The organism is Kribbella sp. DT2 (assembly GCF_049844575.1).
Classification (GTDB): Bacteria; Actinomycetota; Actinomycetes; order Propionibacteriales; family Kribbellaceae; genus Kribbella.
The window spans coordinates 971,051-987,109 of sequence record NZ_JBNCLH010000001.1 but is presented as its reverse complement, the minus strand read 5'-3'; the positions used below and the strand labels follow the sequence as shown (position 1 = coordinate 987,109).

Genomic DNA, 16,059 nt, shown 5'->3' with positions numbered 1-16,059 from the left:
TGTGGAGGACTCTTGCGTCATCGCTGGATCACCCCCGTCCTGGCGGTCGCGCTCACTGCGAGCGCACTGCCACTCCCCGCCCACGCAGCACCACCGCCCCCGAAGAAGCCCACCGACCTGACGACCCGGATCACCCTGGTCACCGGCGATCGCGTCCAGGTCTCCAGCCGACCCGGTCAGCCGGAGAAGGTCACGTTCGAACCAGGACCCACCAGCCGCTCGACCGCCGCCGTCACCAGCTACACCGACGGGCACACGTACGTCGTACCGGAAGCCGCCAGGAAGGACGTGTCCGCGGGCCGGCTCGACCGCGCCCTGTTCGACGTCACCACGCTTCTGGCCGAGGGCCAGGACGACGCCAAGTCCACAACCCTGCCGGTCATCGTCCGGTACGCCGCACCGAAGGCGCCGCCGCCCGCCCTGAAGGGCGTCATCAGGTCCCGCGTGCTGACCAGCATCGGCGCCCGCGCCGCCACGGTCGACAAGCGCGCCGCCAAGGACTTCTGGACCACCGTCACCACCCCAGGCGTCCAGAAGGTCTCCCTGGACCGCAAGGTGCAGGTCCAGCTCGACCAGAGCGTGCCGCAGATCGGCGGACCGGCCGCCTGGCAGCGCGGCCTGACCGGCAAGGGCGTCAAGATCGCCGTGCTCGACTCCGGCATCGACCCGAACCACGCCGACTTCACCGGCCGGATCGCCGCGGAGCAGAACTTCTCCGAGACCACCGACACCGTCGACCACTACGGTCACGGCACCCACGTCGCCAGCATCGCGGCGGGTACCGGCGCAGCCTCCGGCGGCAAGTACAAGGGCGTCGCCCCGGACGCGACCCTGCTGATCGGCAAGGTCCTCGACGACACCGGTTCCGGCAGCTTCTCCGGCATCATCGCCGGGATGGAGTGGGCGGCCGCTCAGGGCGCCGACGTGGTCAACATGAGCCTCGGCAGCCGGGAGCCGTCCGACGGCACCGACGATCTCTCCCAGGCCGTCAACCGCCTCAGCGAGAACACCTTGTTCGTCGTTGCTGCGGGCAACTGTTTCTTCCCGCAGCCCGGCACGATCACCTCCCCCGGCGCGGCCGACGAGGCGCTGGCGGTCGGCAACCTCCAGCGCGACGGCTCGCTGAACGACAGCTCCTGCCGTGGCCCGCGGGCCGGTGACGGCGCGATCAAGCCCGAGCTGTCCGCACCCGGTACCGACATCGTCGCGGCCCGTGCGGCCGGCACCGAGCTGGGCACTCCGGTGGACGACAACTACACAGCACTGTCCGGTACGTCGATGGCGTCGCCGCACGTCGCCGGTGCGGCCGCGCTGGTCGCCCAGGCCCACCCGGACTGGAAGGCCGACCGGCTCAAGGCCCAGCTGATCTCCACCGCCGATCCCCAGCAGGGCAGGGTCGACGAGGAGGGCGCCGGACGCGTCGACGCCGACCAGGCGACCGACCGGTCCGTCACCGTCGACACCGGTGAGCTGGAGCTCGGCACGCTGCGCTGGCCCTTCCCCACCAACGAGCAGCTGACCAAACCCCTCACCTACAGCAACCCGACCAGCGAGCCCGTGACGCTCCAGCTCAAGGCATCCACGGAGACCACTCCCACGTTCAGCACCAGTCAGCTCGTCGTACCGGCCAACGGCGCGGCGACTGTCACGGCCACCTTCGACCGTGCGGCAGCAGGTGTCGGCAAGTACTCCGGCCGCGTCACCGCCACAGCCCCACAAGCCGACCCGATCGTCACGACGTACGGCTGGTACGCCGAGCCCGAGATGTACGACCTGACTATCCACGGCATCGCCAAGGACGGCAGCGCGGCGCAGACCGACGTCAACATCGCCCGTCTGGACGGCGATCCCATGCCTGCCAACACCCTGCCGCTCAGCGACGGTACGGCGACCGCACGGCTCGCACCGGGCCGGTACGTCGTCTCGACGGTCCTCGCCACCGACCCCACGGACAGCCGCGAGCAGGAGTACAGCGTCCTGTCCAGCAACGAGCTCCACGTGGACAAGAACACCAGCACCACGCTCGACGCCCGCAAAGCCAAGCCGATCGACCTGACCGCCCAGGGCGCCACCGGACTGCCCGCCAGAGAACGGGCGATGGGCTACACCCTCAAGAACACCGACGGCCTGATCACCGGCGGCACCGGCATCTCCTGGACCGGCGCAGCCCGCCTGACCAGCGCCACACCGACGGCCAAGCTCACCACCGGCAGCTCCGAGTTCGCCCTGGGCGCCCGGCTCGAGCGGGCGCCGTACCAGGCCAAGGCCAACGGCAATGCGTTCGAGGTCCTCGACTTCTACTTCGGCCCGCGCTTCACCGGCACCAAGGCCCTCCCCCTGTACGACGCGGGCACGGCCACCCCGGACGAGCTGAAGGGCGTGAAGGGCAAGCTGGCCCTGATCAGGCTGAGCGACTCCGACCCCCGCTGGAACGGTCAGATCACCCGGGCCGCCGAGGACGCCGGCGCGGCCGCGGTCCTGTTCTACAACCCGGACGTCCCCGGCATGAACGGCATCTACAGCTACTGGGCGTACGACGACCGGGACGCGACCATCCCGGCCATGCGCACCTCACGGGCGATCGCCGAGGCACTCCTGAAGTCGAAGCCGGCAGCGATCCAGCTGACCGGCCTGGCCAGTACGCCGTACGTCTACGACCTCATGCAGCCGTGGGCGAACCAGGTCCCGGCCGCCGGCACCCACACCGTCACGCGGAGCCAGCTGGCCCACGTCGACGAGACGTTCGGCAGCCACACCAACGGCATGCCGACGTCAGAGGCGCGCAGCACGCTGACGCCGGGCGGCAACCAGTTCGGAGGCTGGCTGGTGCCGACCTTCGCGACGCCGAGCCGGCGGGCCTCCTACGTTCAGGCCGACCACGGGCTCAGCTGGGACAGCAGCGTCTACTACAACAACGGTGGCGAGACGATGGAGTCGCACGGCGTCCCCACGGTCTACCGTCCGGGCCGGCAGACCACTGAGCGCTGGCTGGCGCCGGTACTGCTCAGCGGGCTGCCGGAAGGTCTGCAGTACACGCAGTTCGTCGAGGGCGGGCTGCAGTTCCAGGTGAGCCCGTTCCAGCACCAGCAGGAGTACGCCGCGCCGTACGGCAACGGCAGCAGCCTGCTCACGCTGGAGCGCAACGGTGAGGAGGTCGGCTCCGCCGAGGACACCGGGATCTGGCTGGAGCTCCCGGACGACGCCGCGAGCTACAAGGCGACGCTGGACACCCGCAGGGAGAACGACTACTGGAAGTACTCCACCCAGGTGAAGTCCACCTGGACCTGGAAGAGCAAGGGCGGCGCCGACGAGGTGATGCCGCTGGTCCTGGCCGATCTCGACGTACCGCAAGCCGATGCGGCGAGTCAGGTCCGCACCGGGAGGCCGACCACCATCACGTTCGGCCTGCGACACCAGAGCGGTTCGGGCAGCACCGCGAAGTTCACCAAGGCCACCCTGTCACTCTCGTACGACGGCAGCCGGTGGACCGAGCTGCCGCTGAGGAAGACCGCTGACGGCCGCTGGACCACGACGGTCACGCACCCGAACAGCAAGGCCGGCCAGGCGCCGTCCCTGAAGCTCACCGGGACCGACGCCGACGGCAACGCGCTCGAGCAGGAGGTGACCCGGGCCTACGGGCTGGCCCGCTGATCGAGCGGCCGGGGCGTGACGAGGCCGGTGTCGTAGGCGAGGATCACCGCCTGCACCCGGTCTCGCAGCCCGGTCTTGGTCAGCATCCGGCTGACGTGCGTCTTGACCGTGTGCTCGGTCAGGTGCAGCGCGGCCGCGATCTCCGCGTTTGAGTTGCCCTCGGCAACTAGTCGCAGCACCTCACGCTCGCGCACGGTCAGCTCGTCCAGCCGGCCGGACTCGTCGGGGTCCGGCCGGCTGCGCGCGAACCGGTCCAGCAGCCGCCGGGTCACCGGTGGCGCCAGCAGCGCGTCGCCGTCGGCGATCACCCGGACCGCGTTGATCAGCTCGTCGCGTGAGGACCGCTTGAGCAGGAACCCGCTGGCCCCGGCGCGCAGCGCGTCGTACACGTACTCGTCGAGGTCGAAGGTGGTCAGGATCAGCACCTTCGGCGGGTTCGGGCCCTGGACCAGCCGGCGGGTCGCCTCGATCCCGTCCATCACCGGCATCCGGACGTCCATCAGCACCACCCGCAGGTCCAGCAGCGCGGACGCCTGCCGGATCGCGTCGGCACCGTCGACGGCCTGCGCAGCCACCTCGATGTCCGGCTGCCCGTCGAGGATCATCGAGATCCCGTCCCGGACCAGGTCCTGGTCGTCGACCACCATCACCTTGATCACCGGGAAACCTCGGCAGCCAAGGGGATCCGGGCCGCGACCGTCGTCCCACGCCCCGGCGCCGCGTCGATGGTCAGCGTCCCGTGATGGATCCGGACCCGCTCACGCATCCCGGCCAGACCGTGGCGCCCGCCGGTCCGTGCCACCTCCGGGTCGAACCCGTGCCCGTTGTCGCTGACCTCCACGCGCAGTTCCTCGGCCTTGACCTCCAGCATCACCACTACTTTCGTCGCCTCCGCATGCCGCACCACATTGGTCAACGCCTCCTGCACCAGCCGGTACGCCGCCAACTGGTGCCCGGTCGGCACCAGCTCGGTCTCCCCTTGCACGTCCAGCTCGACCGTGAGCCCGTCGTGCGCCACGTCCTTCACCAACCGCCGCAGGTCGGACAGGCCGGGCTGTGGGGTCAGCTCCGGGTCCGGTACGCCGTCAGCGTCGCGCAGCGCCGACAGCATCCGGTCCAGCTCACCGAGAGCTCTCCGGCCGGCGTCACCGATCCGCTGGAATCCCGCCAGCACGTCCTGGTCACCCCGGGCGATCAGGTCGGGGCCGGTCTCGGCCTGGATCACCATCAGGTTCACCGCGTGCGCCACCACGTCGTGCAGGTCCCTGGCGATGTGCGACCGCTCGGTCAGGACGACCTGCGCCGCGTCCTGCTCCGCCGCGACGCGCTCCAGCGCGGCCTCCCGCTGCGACGCCTCCCGGTTGCGCCGGTACAGCCTGGCCAGGAACCCCAGCGACAGTGGCAGCAGCAGAAGCAGCGACAGGGACACCGGCCACTTCCGGTCCACCACAGCCTCGTAGGCCGGGTTGTGCAGCATGCCGTCCTCGGGGACCCCGAAGGTGAACGGCTGCTTGTCCAGCGGGGGGAAGATCAGGATCATCTGCGGGTAGCGGACCACCTGGGCGATCAGCGGCAGGGCGCCGAGCACAGCGGTCGCGGTCAGCAGGATCCAGCGCGGCTTGAGCCGGCCGCCCGCCAGCGAGTAGACGGCCAAGCCGAGAGCGCCCAGCACCGACCAGCTGTCCCAGGTCTGCCAGTACGTCAGCAGGGCGCTCAGAGCGAGCACGACCACCGGGACCACCGGCCGGCGGCGTCGTACGACGAGTGTGAGGGCCGAGGCCGCGACGGCGTACGGCATCCAGCCGGGCGCGGTCCACCAGTTGCCGTCCTTGACGACGTCGCGGACCAAGTCCTGCAGGATGAACGAGCTCATCACCACCGCCAGCAAGGCGTCCAGGACCAGTGTCCGGTCCGGTCGGCGCAGGAACACCGCCAGCTCCTGCCGCCGCTGCCACTCGGCCTTCACCTCGCTCCGGTCGCCGCGCCGCGACCACCACAGCCAGGAGCCGGCACCGACGAGCAGGAAGAGCACCGAGTACCACCACGGCCAGGACAGGTCGTAGATCCGTTCGATGCGGTCCGGGCCGATCCCCAGCAGCTCGCCGTTCAGCACACCGTTGTCGTCGTAGATGGCCCGGTAGACGCTCGGCATCGCGATCGTGACCAGGTCCCGACGGATCAGGTCGACCACGAACGGCGCCACCGTGACCGCCGCGACGGTCATCACGACCGTCCGCCGGTCGCAGCGCGCGGGCAGCCACCACAGGGCCAGGCAGCAGCCGGCCACCACGACCCAGTTGACGTTGCCGATCAGCAGGGACCCGAACGCACCGGCGGTCAGCCCCGCCGCGGCGAGCATCGGCTCGATCCGGACCAGCGCGACGAGCACCGGCACCGCCACCACGAACAGCACGAAGCCGAGCCGGGCGTAGATCCAGTCGTCGGTGGCCCGCAGGAACCACACCTGGGTCAGCACGACCGCCAGCACAGCCAGTACGACGTCAGCGGCCGGATCGGCGAACCAGCCACGCACCCGCCCGATCATCGGCCCAGCTCCAGCGGCAGCCACGCGCTGATCCGCGTGCCGTGACCGGGCCGGGACTGCACGTCCAGCGTGCCCTCGTGGACGCGCACTCGCTCGCGCATCCCGGTCAGGCCGTGCCGCCCGTCCGGTGTGGTCGCCGGGTCGAAGCCCTGCCCGTCGTCGGTGACCCGCGTGGTCAGGCCGTCCGGCGCCACCTCGACGGCCACAGCGACGCGACTGGCCTGTGCGTGCTTCACCACGTTGGTCAGGGCCTCCTGCACCAGCCTGTACGCCGTGAGCTGCACGCCGGCCGGCACCTCGTCCGACTGTCCACGCAGCTCGAGGGTCACGTCCGACAAGCCGTCGACCAGGGCCCGCAGGTCGGCCAGGCCAGGCTGCGGGGTCAGCGCCGGGTCGGGCACGCCGTTGGCGTCGCGCAGGGCGGACAGCATCCGGTCCAGCTCGCCGAGCGCCTTCCGGCCGGCGTCACCGATCCGCTGGAACCCCTGCAGGACGTCGTCGCGGTCCCGCTCCATCAGGTCCGGGCCGGTCTCGGCCTGAATGACGATCAGGTTCACGTGGTGCGCCACCACGTCGTGCAGGTCCCGGGCGATCTGCGAACGCCCTTCGAGCAGGACCTGGAGCTGCTCCTGCTCCTGGTTCTTCTGGACCAGCGCCGCCTCGCGCCGGGCGGCCTGGCGGTTCTGCAGGCCGAGTTGGGCGAGCAGACCGATCGCCCAGGCGAGCGCCAGCGAGGCCGAGAGCCAAACGGGCCAGATCCGTTGCAACAGCTCGGTCCGGCGCCCGTCGCCGATCCCCGAGTACAGATCGTCCACCACCAGGCGCACCAGCGGGCCGTCGTGAGTCAGCCAGCTGACCACGCGGAGCGCGACCAGCGTCGCACCGGCGTACAGAGCTGACTTCCACCAGGCGCGCTGGACCCCGATGGAGTACAGCGCCACGACCAGGGCGGAGAGCAGAACCCACTGCGTCTGGGCCAGCGGGTAGACGATAAGGCAGGTGACCGCCAGGACCACCAGGGGGATCTCCGGCACTCTCCGGCGCAGTGCCAGGGACGCCGGGGCAGCGGTGACCAGCAGGAGAACCCATTGCTGGGTGTAGGCCCAGTCGCCACCGGGCGGGTCGACCTGCAACTCGCGGATCATCGCAACGACCAGGCAGACGGCCAGGACCCCGTCCACCCACGTCCGGACGGCCGGGTCGTCGAGGAAGCGCAGGAGCTTGTTGCCCACGGCAGCGGGTACGCCGCGCCTGCTGCGCACGAGTCCACCGGCCGCCGTACACAGCGCCAGCACACCGAGGACGATCACCATCGACGACCAGGCTGTGGGGCTCCCGAGCCGCAGATAGATCTCGGTGCGGAACGACGGGACGTCCAGCTCGTACTGCACGGTCGGAATCACCAGGACGACGAGTGCGGTCAGTGCGGCCCGCGCCGGCGAACGCTCGAGTCCCAGGAAGAACATGGCGAGCGCGGCGCAGCCCAGCACCGGGAAGGGCTCCAGCGTGGTCGGCATCGCGATCGTGGCCGCCACCATCAGCACCACGGAGGGCACCTCGGGGAAGCGGCGGAGCAGGACCAGCGAGAGCGGCGACAGGATGACCAGCTGGACCCAGGACGACGACGGAAAGTAGTAGGTGTTCCAGAACGGGTTGATCCACAGGTAGTAGCCGCCGACGGCGACGGTGCAGACAACTGCCAGCAAGCCTTCCAGCAGGAAGGGACGCCGGACCACGAGTCGGCCCAGCGGCTCGGTCGTCAGGTCTGCGGTCACGATGCCATTCTGCGGGCGGCCGGGGTCCCAGGCCGTCACTCTTTGGAGTGATCCGTCGGCGTGGCGGATCACTCCAACCGGCGACCGGAGCTGGCTCTTCGCGGCGATGTGGGCGAGGGGGTCGCACGGCGAGGCTCTCAGCATGACCATCAGTCCCCCCGTTCGTCCTGTCGGCCGCTCCGCCGTCCTCACCCGTCGCCCGGTCCTCCTCCTGGTTGCCGCCGGCATCGTTTTCCTGGGGCTCTGCCTCGTGAAGTGGTCGCCGAACTCGCTCCAGTACGACCTGCGCGTGTACGTCGTGTCGGCCCAGGCGTTCCTGCACGGCCAGGACATCTACACCGCCCACCTGGCCTACCCGAAGGACATGGCCCTCGGCTTCACCTACCCGCCGTTCGCCGCACTGGTCTTCGCACCGATCGCACTGCTCGGTACGTCGGGCGGCCGCGTGCTGATGTCGCTGGTGAACGCGTCGGCCCTGCTGGTCATCGGCATGGTCACGCTGCGCGCGCTCCGGCCGCGGTGGTCGCGCTACCGCGTCGCCGCGATCGGCATGGCGGTCGGCGCCACCGGTGTGCTGCTGGAACCGGTCCGGTCGACGTTCGACCTCGGCCAGGTGAACCTGATCCTCATGGCGCTGCTCCTGGTCGACCTGCTCGGCCACCTGCCGTACCGGTTCCGCGGTGTCCTGGTCGGCGTGGTGACCGGGATCAAGCTGACGCCGGGCATCTTCATCGTCTACCTGCTCGTCACCCGTCGCTACCGCGAAGCAGGCACGGCGGCCGCGGCGACGATCGGCACGATGGTGGCCGGGGCGATCGCGATGCCGGAGGCGTCGCGGCAGTTCTGGGGCCACTACATGTTCGACCCGAGCCGGCCGGGCGCGACGCACTTCATCAGCAACCAGGCGTGGCGTGGGGTGCTTGCCCGGGTCAACGGCGGGGTCGACGGCCTCGCGCCGTACTGGCTGCTGGCGGTCGCGATCACGCTGGCGCTGGGCTTCTTCGTCGTCAGATGGGCCTACGAGCAGGGACTGGTGATCGAGTCGGTGCTGCTGACCTCCCTGGTCGGTGTGCTGGTGTCCCCGATCTCCTGGACCGGTCACTGGGTCTGGGCGCTGCCGATCACCGCCGTACTGGTGCATCACGCGCTGCGAGCTCGGAGTGCGGTGCTGGCCGGGCTGGCACTCGCCTGGCTGGTCTCGACAGGCTTCGGTCTGCCGTGGGACGTGCCACACCTGGGCGACCAGGAGTACACCCACCACGGTCTCCAGCTGCTGGCCGGCAACTCCTACGCGGTCTGTGCGGTCGCCACGATCGGTCTGGCCCTCTACGGGATGCGCCGCCGTGCTGCGTGACCGCCGCGTCCTCGTCCTGGCCGGGCTGGTCGCCCTGCTGCCCGTCCTCTACACCCTGTACGCCGGTTCGCTCGACCTGAAGGTCTACCGGACCGGTGGCTACGCCTGGCTGCACGGAGTCAGCCTCTACTCCGAGCAGTTCGCCGACCTCGTCCCGGGCATCCGGCTGCCGTTCACCTATCCCCCGCTCGCCGCGATCCTCTTCACCTACCTGTACGCCGTACCGTTCACCGTCGCCGAGCTGGTGATGAACGCGGCCAGCGTCGCCGGGCTCACCGCCACCCTCCTGGTGGTCAGTGCCCGGCTGCACGGCTGGAACCGGCGTGCGGTGGTCATCGGCCTTGTGGGTGCGTTGACCGCGATGGCGCTGGAGCCGGTGCGCTCCACAATCGGCTTCGGCCAGGTCAACCTGGTCCTGATGGGCCTGGTCGCGCTGGACTGCCTGCTGCCGCGCACCCGGTGGCCACGCGGTCTCCTGATCGGTCTGGCCGCGGCGATCAAGCTGACACCGGCCGTGTTCGTGATCTTCTTCCTGGTACGACGGGACTACCGCTCCGCGATCGTGTCCGCGGTGAGCTTCGCCGGGTTCAGCCTGTTCGCCTGGTGCCTCGCACCGGGCGACTCGCGGGACTACTGGTTCGGCGTGCTCTTCGACCCGGACCGGATCGGCGGGGCGACGTACGCCTTCAACCAGTGCTTCCAGGCCGTGCTGGCACGGGTCATGGACGAGGGCCTCGCGCGGACCGTCGTCTGGCTCGCGCTGGTGGCTGCCAGCGGCGCCCTGACCTGGCTGGCCGCTTGGCGCCGGAGAGCGGCAGGCGACGACGTCACCGCGCTGCTGGTCGTCGCCGTCTGGGGCCTGCTCGCCTCACCGGTCAGCTGGTCGCACCACTGGGTGTGGATCGCTCCGGCTGTGCTGGTGCTGCTGACCAAGCGCCGCTTGCTGTGGGCAACGGCGCTGGTCTTCGTGGTCGGCCCGCACACGTACCTGCCGCCGGAAGGGCGCGACTGGTCGCTGCTCGAGCACGTCGTCGGGTCGGCGTACGTGCTCGTAGGTGTCGCCCTCCTGGTCTGGCAGAGCCTGGTCCGGCAGAGCGTCGTACCGGCTCAGGAGGAGAGGAAGTCGGCCGCCCTCATCCGGTAGACCTGCAGGTTGAGGTCGTAGTACTTGTCGGTCTCCCCGACCCACTCCATGCCGAGCCGCTTCGCGGTCGCGACGGCCCGCTTGTTGTTCGGCCGCGCGACCGCGTACAGCTCGTCGGTGTCCGCGTCGTCGAAGGCCCACTTCATCAGCGCCCGGCTCGCCTCGCTCGCGAACCCGTTCCCCCACGCGGCCGGCCGCAGCTGCCAGCCGATCTCCAGGTCCTCCTCGTACGGCGGCAGCAGCCGGATCAGCAGCCCGCCGACGACCTCGTCGTCCTCCTTGCGCACGACGGCCCACCGGCCGGCCGGCACCACGAAGTTGGGCTGCGCCTCGATCCAGGCGCCCAGCACCATCCGCATCGTCGCCTCGTCCGCCACCCGCTCGATCGCCGGCGACAGCCACTGCGCGACGTCCGCCGCCCCGTAGATCTCGAGCGCGGCCCCCGCGTCCCCCTCGACCCAGTCCCGAATCAACAGCCGCTCAGTCTCCAGAGTCACCGTCACCTCTCCAAGGTAATCGGCCTGGCCGCCACAGCAAGCCCCGAAACGTGAACAACTCGCGCTCGAACGCGCAGAAGCCCGGCGCGACCTCGCGCCGGGCTTCCGTCGACAGCTGTCTACCGGGGGCCGATCTCCAACGGCTCGGTGCGGATCCACCGCGTGGTGGTCTGCTGCCGGCCCATCGCGATCACGTCACCCGCGGGACCGGCCGAGAAGACCCGGCTGGCCGTGCTCCGGCGGGAGACGCCGACCCCACGCTGCACCTCGGCGAGGAGCTGGTTCACCCGGTGGCGCAGCCCCTCGACCTCGGACTGCAGCTCGAGGATGTGCTGGATTCCGGCGAGGTTCACGCCTTCCTCCTGCGACAGGTGCTGCACGTACCGCAGTCTGGCCACGTCGTACGCCGAGTACCGGCGGCCCCGGCCGCTCGCGCGGCTCGGGACCACCAGGCCCAGACGGTCGTACTGCCGCAGGGTCTGCGGGTGCATGCCGGCCAGCTGGGCCGCCACCGAGATCACGTAGATCGGGGTGCGGTCGTCCCAGGTCGGCACCTGGCCGAACGGGCGGTTCCTCGCTCCCGGGGCCATCAGGCGCTCCCGAACAACCCGGCCCGCAGATCAGGCTGGCCCGACGCCGAGCTGAACTCCTGCAGCTTCTCGCGCTGCTCGTCGGTCAGGTCGTGCGGCACCTGCACCTCCATCGTCAGCAGCAGGTCGCCCTTGGTCCCGTCGCGGCGCGCCGAACCCTTGCCGCGGACCCGCAACTTGCTGCCGTTCGCCGTACCGGCCGGGATCCGGACCGTCACCGGCAGACCGTCGAGCGTCGGGACCTTGATCTCGGCGCCCAGCGCGGCCTCGGTGAAGCTGACCGGCACCGCGAGGGTCAGGTGCTCACCCTGGCGGCCGAAGATCCGGTGCGGGGTGACGTGCACGGTGACGTAGAGGTCGCCCGCGGGGCCACCCCGTTCGCCGGCCGCGCCCTTGCCCTTGAGCCGGATCCGCTGCCCGTCCTGCACGCCCGCGGGGATGCGGACCTGCATGGTCTTGCTCGACTGGCCGCGGCCGGAGCCGTGGCAGGTCTCGCACGGCTGGTCGACGACCAGACCGCGGCCCTTGCACTCGGTGCAGGGCTCGGTCATCGCGAACACGCCACCCTGGACCGAGGTCTGCATGCCGGTGCCTTCGCACTTGAGGCAGACCTTCGGCACGGTGCCGTACTTCGCGCCGGTCCCGCGACAGGTCTTGCACGGTTCGTCGCTGGTCATCCGGAGCGCGACGGTGACGCCGTTCACGGCCTCGCCGAACTCGATCGTCGCCTCGGTCTCGATGTCGGCGCCCCGGCGCGGCCGCGCCGGGGTGGTGGTCGTCGTCCGGCCACCACCGCCGAACATGCCGCCCAGGATGTCGCCGAGCCCGCCGGTCGCCGTACCGGTGGTGGCACCGCCGCGGTTGAACAGGTCGTTGACGTCGAAGCCGCCGAAGCCGCCGCCCTGCGCCCCGCCGCTGCCCGGCATCCGGAAACCACCGCTGCCGAACAGCCGCCGCGCCTCGTCGTACTCCTTGCGCTTCTTGGCGTCGCCGACCACGTCGTAGGCCTCGGAGACCTCCTTGAACTTCGCCTCCGCGGACGCGTCCCCGGCGTTGGAGTCCGGGTGGTACTTGCGCGCCAGCTTGCGGTACGACTTCTTGATCTCGTCGGCCTCGGCGGTCTTGGAGACGCCGAGCACCTTGTAGAAGTCCTTCTCCAGCCAGTCCTTGGTACTCATCGACGTCCCACCTCCCGCCAGCTACTCCGCAGGCTTGTCTGCGGCCTGGTTGTCGTCATCGTCGCCTTCAGCCCCGGACTCCTCGCCGGCCGGCAGCTGCTCGGTCGGTTCCGACACCGCCACCCGGGCCGCCCGCAGGATCCGCTCGCCCAGCCGGTAACCCGGCTGCATGACCAGCGTCGCGGTCGGTCCGTCGACCTCGTCGGAGTAGTTGTGCAGCAGCGCCTCGTGGATCCGCGGGTCGAAGGTGTCACCCACCTCGCCGTACCTCACCAGTCCGAGCTTCTCGGTGACCCGCTCGAGCGACTCGGCGACCGCCTTGAACGCGCCCTCCAGCTCACCGGCCTCCCGGGCCCGGCCGACGTCGTCGAGGGTCTGCAGCAGCTCGGTCAGCACCGAGCCGATGACGACCTCACGGTTGGCCTCGCGGTCCCGGTCGACGCGGCGCTTGTAGTTCACGTACTCGGCCTGCAGGCGCTGCAGGTCCGCCGTACGCTCGGCGAGCGCCTCGGTCAGCAGGGCCTCCTGGGCCGACGGGCCGATCAGGTCGGACGGGTCGCGCGGCGGCTGGGCGCCCGGCGTACCGGGCATGCCCGGCGCGGCGCCCCCCGCGGGGGCCGACGAGACAGGCTCGCCGGGCTCCCGCAGGTTGCCGGTCTCCGGGTCGATCCGGCGCTTGTCCCGGACGACGGGGTCGCCGTCGCCGAACTCGCTTCCAGGGTCGGACGGACGATCGGTCACTTGGTGTCCTCAGGCTTGGTGTCCTGCGGGCGGTCCTCGTCCACGATCTCGGCGTCGACGACACCGTCGTCGTCGTTGGTGCTGCCGGTCGAGCTGTCGTCGGACGAGGTGCTCTCCTCGGAACCGCCGGCCGCCTGGGCGTTCGCGTACATCGCGGCACCCATCTTCTGGCTGGACTGGGACAGCTTCTCCGAGGCGGTCTTGATCGCCTCGGCGTCGTCACCCTCGAGCGCCTTCTTCAGCTCCGCGACGCCGTCCTTGACCTCGGTCTTGACGTCGTCGGGGATCTTGTCCTCGTTCTCCTCGAGGAACTTCTCGGTCTGGTAGACCAGGCCCTCGGACTGGTTGCGCGACTCGACGGCCTCGCGGCGCAGCCGGTCCTCCTCGGCGTACTGCTCGGCGTCGCGGACCATCTGGTCGATGTCGGTCTTCGGCAGCGCGGAGCCACCGGTCACCGTCATCCGCTGCTCCTTGCCGGTGGCCAGGTCCTTGGCGTTGACGTGCACGATGCCGTTGGCGTCGATGTCGAAGGTGACCTCGATCTGCGGCACGTTGCGCGGCGACGGCGGCAGGCCGGTCAGCTCGAAGTTGCCGAGCGACTTGTTGTCGCGGGCCATCTCGCGCTCGCCCTGGTAGACCTGGATCATCACCGACGGCTGGTTGTCCTCGGCGGTGGTGAAGATCTCCGAGCCCTTGGTCGGGATCGTGGTGTTGCGCTCGATGATCTTGGTGAACACGCCACCCTTGGTCTCGATGCCCAGGCTCAGCGGGGTCACGTCGAGCAGCAGGACGTCCTTGACCTCACCCTTCAGCACACCGGCCTGCAGGGAGGCTCCGACGGCGACGACCTCGTCCGGGTTCACACCCTTGTTCGGGTCCTTGCCGCCGGTCAGCTCCTTGACGAGCTCGGCGACCGCGGGCATCCGGGTCGAACCACCGACGAGGATGACGTGGTCGATCTTCGACACGTCGACGCCGGCGTCCTTGATGACGGCCTTGAACGGCGAGCGGGCGCGCTCGAGCAGGTCGTTGGTGAGCTTCTGGAACTCGGCGCGGGAGAGCTTCTCCTCCAGGTGCAGCGGGCCGGAGTCGGTGAGGCTCAGGTACGGCAGGTGGATGGAGGTCTCGGCGGCGCTGGAGAGCTCGATCTTGGCCTTCTCCGCGGCCTCCTGCAGCCGCTGCATGGCCATCTTGTCACCGGACAGGTCGGTGCCGTTCTTGTTCTTGAACTGCTTGACCAGCCACTCGACGATGCGCAGGTCCCAGTCGTCACCACCGAGGTGGTTGTCACCGGAGGTGGCCTTCACCTCGAAGACGCCGTCACCGATCTCCAGCAGCGACACGTCGAAGGTGCCGCCACCGAGGTCGAAGACCAGGATGGTCTGCTCGGTGCCCTTGTCCAGGCCGTACGCCAGCGCCGCCGCGGTGGGCTCGTTGACGATCCGGTGCACGTTCAGGCCGGCGATCTCGCCGGCCTCCTTGGTCGCCTGGCGCTGCGCGTCGGAGAAGTAGGCCGGCACGGTGATGACCGCGTCGGTGACCTGCTCCCCGAGGTACGCCTCGGCGTCCCGCTTCAGCTTCTGCAGCACGAACGCGCTGATCTGCTGCGGCGTGAACTTCTTGCCGTCGATGCTCACGTTCCAGTCCTCGCCCATGTGGCGCTTGACGGACCGGATGGTGCGGTCGACGTTCGTGGTGGCCTGGCGCTTGGCCACCTCGCCGACCAGGACCTCGCCGTTCTTGGCGAAGGCGACCACCGAGGGCGTCGTACGCGCTCCCTCGGCGTTGGGGATGACGGTGGGCTCGCCACCTTCCAGTACGGCGATGACGGAGTTCGTCGTACCGAGATCGATACCGACCGCGCGGGCCATGTGCGTTACCTCCACGAAGTTGAGTGATGCAGACTCAATGTTGCCGATCCAGGATCGGTATTTCAAGTTGCCCCCGGATCCGATCCGGCAGACTTGAGTACACCTGGCTCAACATTGCACCACCGCCGGTCCATTCCCAACCCCGGCCCCGGAATTTCCGGGATCACCCCCGTCCGGCCCTGATCCGACCCCTGCCGCCGCAAGCGCTTGCCGTGGGAGGCTGACCAGGTGAAACTCCGCCCACTGTCCACCGCTGACGAGTCCACCGTGCTCGCCTTCAACGCCGCCGAGTCCCACCTCGACAAACTCGGTCCCGACCGGCTGGACTGGCTCCGCCTGATCGCCGCCCACGCAGCCGTCGTCGACGTGGACGGCGACGTCGCCGGCTTCGTCCTCACCTTCGCCCCCGGATCCGCGTACGACGGCCTGGACTTCCAGTGGTTCGCCGAGACCTACGCCGACCGCTACCTCTACCTGGACCGCTTGGTGATCGCCGAGCCGTACCGCCGCCAGGGCATCGCCACCTCCGTCTACAAGGCCGTCGAACGCGCCGCCCGCCCCTTCGACCGCCTGGTCTGCCGCGTCCAGTCCGACCCGCCCGACATCCCGTCCCTGGCCCTGCACGCCGCCCGCGGCTTCGTCGAGGTCGGCAAGCTCCAGCGCCCCGACGGCACCACCAGCGCCATGCTGTCCAAAGAGTTGGTCTAGAGCGA

12 protein-coding genes are annotated in these 16,059 nt (G+C 70.0%); 4 read left to right on the top strand and 8 right to left on the bottom strand.

Annotation, left to right across the window (positions count from 1 at the left end):
* Nucleotides 1-12: 12 nt before the first annotated feature.
* On the top strand, nucleotides 13-3,651 hold the full coding sequence (locus ACLQ2O_RS04720) for a S8 family serine peptidase (RefSeq protein ID WP_425827537.1): 3,639 nt from the start codon (nucleotides 13-15) through the stop codon (nucleotides 3,649-3,651).
* On the opposite strand, the gene ACLQ2O_RS04715 is transcribed toward ACLQ2O_RS04720, so the two are convergent.
* From ACLQ2O_RS04715 to ACLQ2O_RS04705, 3 genes are read right to left on the bottom strand one after another with little or no spacing between them, the layout of a single operon-like run.
* The gene (locus ACLQ2O_RS04715; protein WP_425827535.1) at nucleotides 3,633-4,310 is read right to left on the bottom strand and encodes a response regulator transcription factor; all 678 of its coding nucleotides are present in this window, start codon (nucleotides 4,308-4,310) and stop codon (nucleotides 3,633-3,635) included. The genes ACLQ2O_RS04720 and ACLQ2O_RS04715 overlap by 19 nt on opposite strands.
* A complete protein-coding gene (locus ACLQ2O_RS04710; protein ID WP_425827533.1) occupies nucleotides 4,307-6,220 on the bottom strand; it encodes a sensor histidine kinase in 1,914 nt (637 codons plus the stop codon). The genes ACLQ2O_RS04715 and ACLQ2O_RS04710 overlap by 4 nt, the downstream gene beginning before the upstream one ends.
* Nucleotides 6,193-7,971, bottom strand: a complete 1,779-nt coding sequence (locus ACLQ2O_RS04705; protein ID WP_425827531.1) for a sensor histidine kinase — start codon at nucleotides 7,969-7,971, stop codon at nucleotides 6,193-6,195. Before ACLQ2O_RS04705 ends, ACLQ2O_RS04710 begins: the two co-directional genes overlap by 28 nt.
* 142 nt (nucleotides 7,972-8,113) lie before the next feature.
* On the opposite strand from ACLQ2O_RS04705, the gene ACLQ2O_RS04700 reads away from it, so the two are divergent.
* Both ACLQ2O_RS04700 and ACLQ2O_RS04695 read left to right on the top strand, forming a co-directional pair.
* A complete protein-coding gene (locus ACLQ2O_RS04700; protein ID WP_425827529.1) occupies nucleotides 8,114-9,325 on the top strand; it encodes a glycosyltransferase 87 family protein in 1,212 nt (403 codons plus the stop codon).
* Complete coding sequence (locus ACLQ2O_RS04695; protein WP_425827527.1) at nucleotides 9,315-10,469, top strand: glycosyltransferase 87 family protein; 1,155 nt, start codon at nucleotides 9,315-9,317, stop codon at nucleotides 10,467-10,469. Before ACLQ2O_RS04700 ends, ACLQ2O_RS04695 begins: the two co-directional genes overlap by 11 nt.
* Here the strand turns inward: ACLQ2O_RS04695 and ACLQ2O_RS04690 are convergent.
* The 5 genes from ACLQ2O_RS04690 to dnaK form a co-directional block, all read right to left on the bottom strand.
* Entirely contained in the window at nucleotides 10,433-10,972 is a 540-nt protein-coding gene (locus ACLQ2O_RS04690; protein WP_425827525.1) for a GNAT family N-acetyltransferase, read from the bottom strand. The genes ACLQ2O_RS04695 and ACLQ2O_RS04690 overlap by 37 nt on opposite strands.
* Nucleotides 10,973-11,085: 113 nt before the next feature.
* Nucleotides 11,086-11,556 carry a heat shock protein transcriptional repressor HspR gene (locus ACLQ2O_RS04685; protein ID WP_425827523.1) on the bottom strand — a complete coding sequence of 157 codons (471 nt, stop codon included), beginning with the start codon at nucleotides 11,554-11,556 and terminating at the stop codon, nucleotides 11,086-11,088.
* Nucleotides 11,556-12,734, bottom strand: a complete 1,179-nt coding sequence (gene dnaJ, locus ACLQ2O_RS04680; protein ID WP_425827521.1) for a molecular chaperone DnaJ — start codon at nucleotides 12,732-12,734, stop codon at nucleotides 11,556-11,558. Before dnaJ ends, ACLQ2O_RS04685 begins: the two co-directional genes overlap by 1 nt.
* A gap of 21 nt (nucleotides 12,735-12,755) precedes the next feature.
* Nucleotides 12,756-13,475 (bottom strand): nucleotide exchange factor GrpE, encoded by a 720-nt coding sequence (gene grpE / locus ACLQ2O_RS04675; RefSeq protein WP_425827519.1) that lies wholly within the window; start codon nucleotides 13,473-13,475, stop codon nucleotides 12,756-12,758.
* Complete coding sequence (gene dnaK, locus ACLQ2O_RS04670) at nucleotides 13,472-15,346, bottom strand: molecular chaperone DnaK (RefSeq protein ID WP_425829065.1); 1,875 nt, start codon at nucleotides 15,344-15,346, stop codon at nucleotides 13,472-13,474. The genes grpE and dnaK overlap by 4 nt, the downstream gene beginning before the upstream one ends.
* A gap of 228 nt (nucleotides 15,347-15,574) precedes the next feature.
* On the opposite strand from dnaK, the gene ACLQ2O_RS04665 reads away from it, so the two are divergent.
* The gene (locus ACLQ2O_RS04665; RefSeq protein WP_425827517.1) at nucleotides 15,575-16,054 is read left to right on the top strand and encodes a GNAT family N-acetyltransferase; all 480 of its coding nucleotides are present in this window, start codon (nucleotides 15,575-15,577) and stop codon (nucleotides 16,052-16,054) included.
* The last annotated feature ends 5 nt before the right edge of the window (nucleotides 16,055-16,059 follow it).

Bases quoted from the DNA above. Each gene is read 5' to 3' on its own strand.
- ACLQ2O_RS04700 (WP_425827529.1), top strand. From the start codon at position 8,114: ATGACCATCAGTCCCCCCGTTCGTCCTGTCGGCCGCTCCGCCGTCCTC.
- ACLQ2O_RS04685 (WP_425827523.1), bottom strand. From the start codon at position 11,556: ATGGCCCCGGGAGCGAGGAACCGCCCGTTCGGCCAGGTGCCGACCTGG.
- dnaJ (WP_425827521.1), bottom strand. From the start codon at position 12,734: ATGAGTACCAAGGACTGGCTGGAGAAGGACTTCTACAAGGTGCTCGGC.
- dnaK (WP_425829065.1), bottom strand. From the start codon at position 15,346: ATGGCCCGCGCGGTCGGTATCGATCTCGGTACGACGAACTCCGTCATC.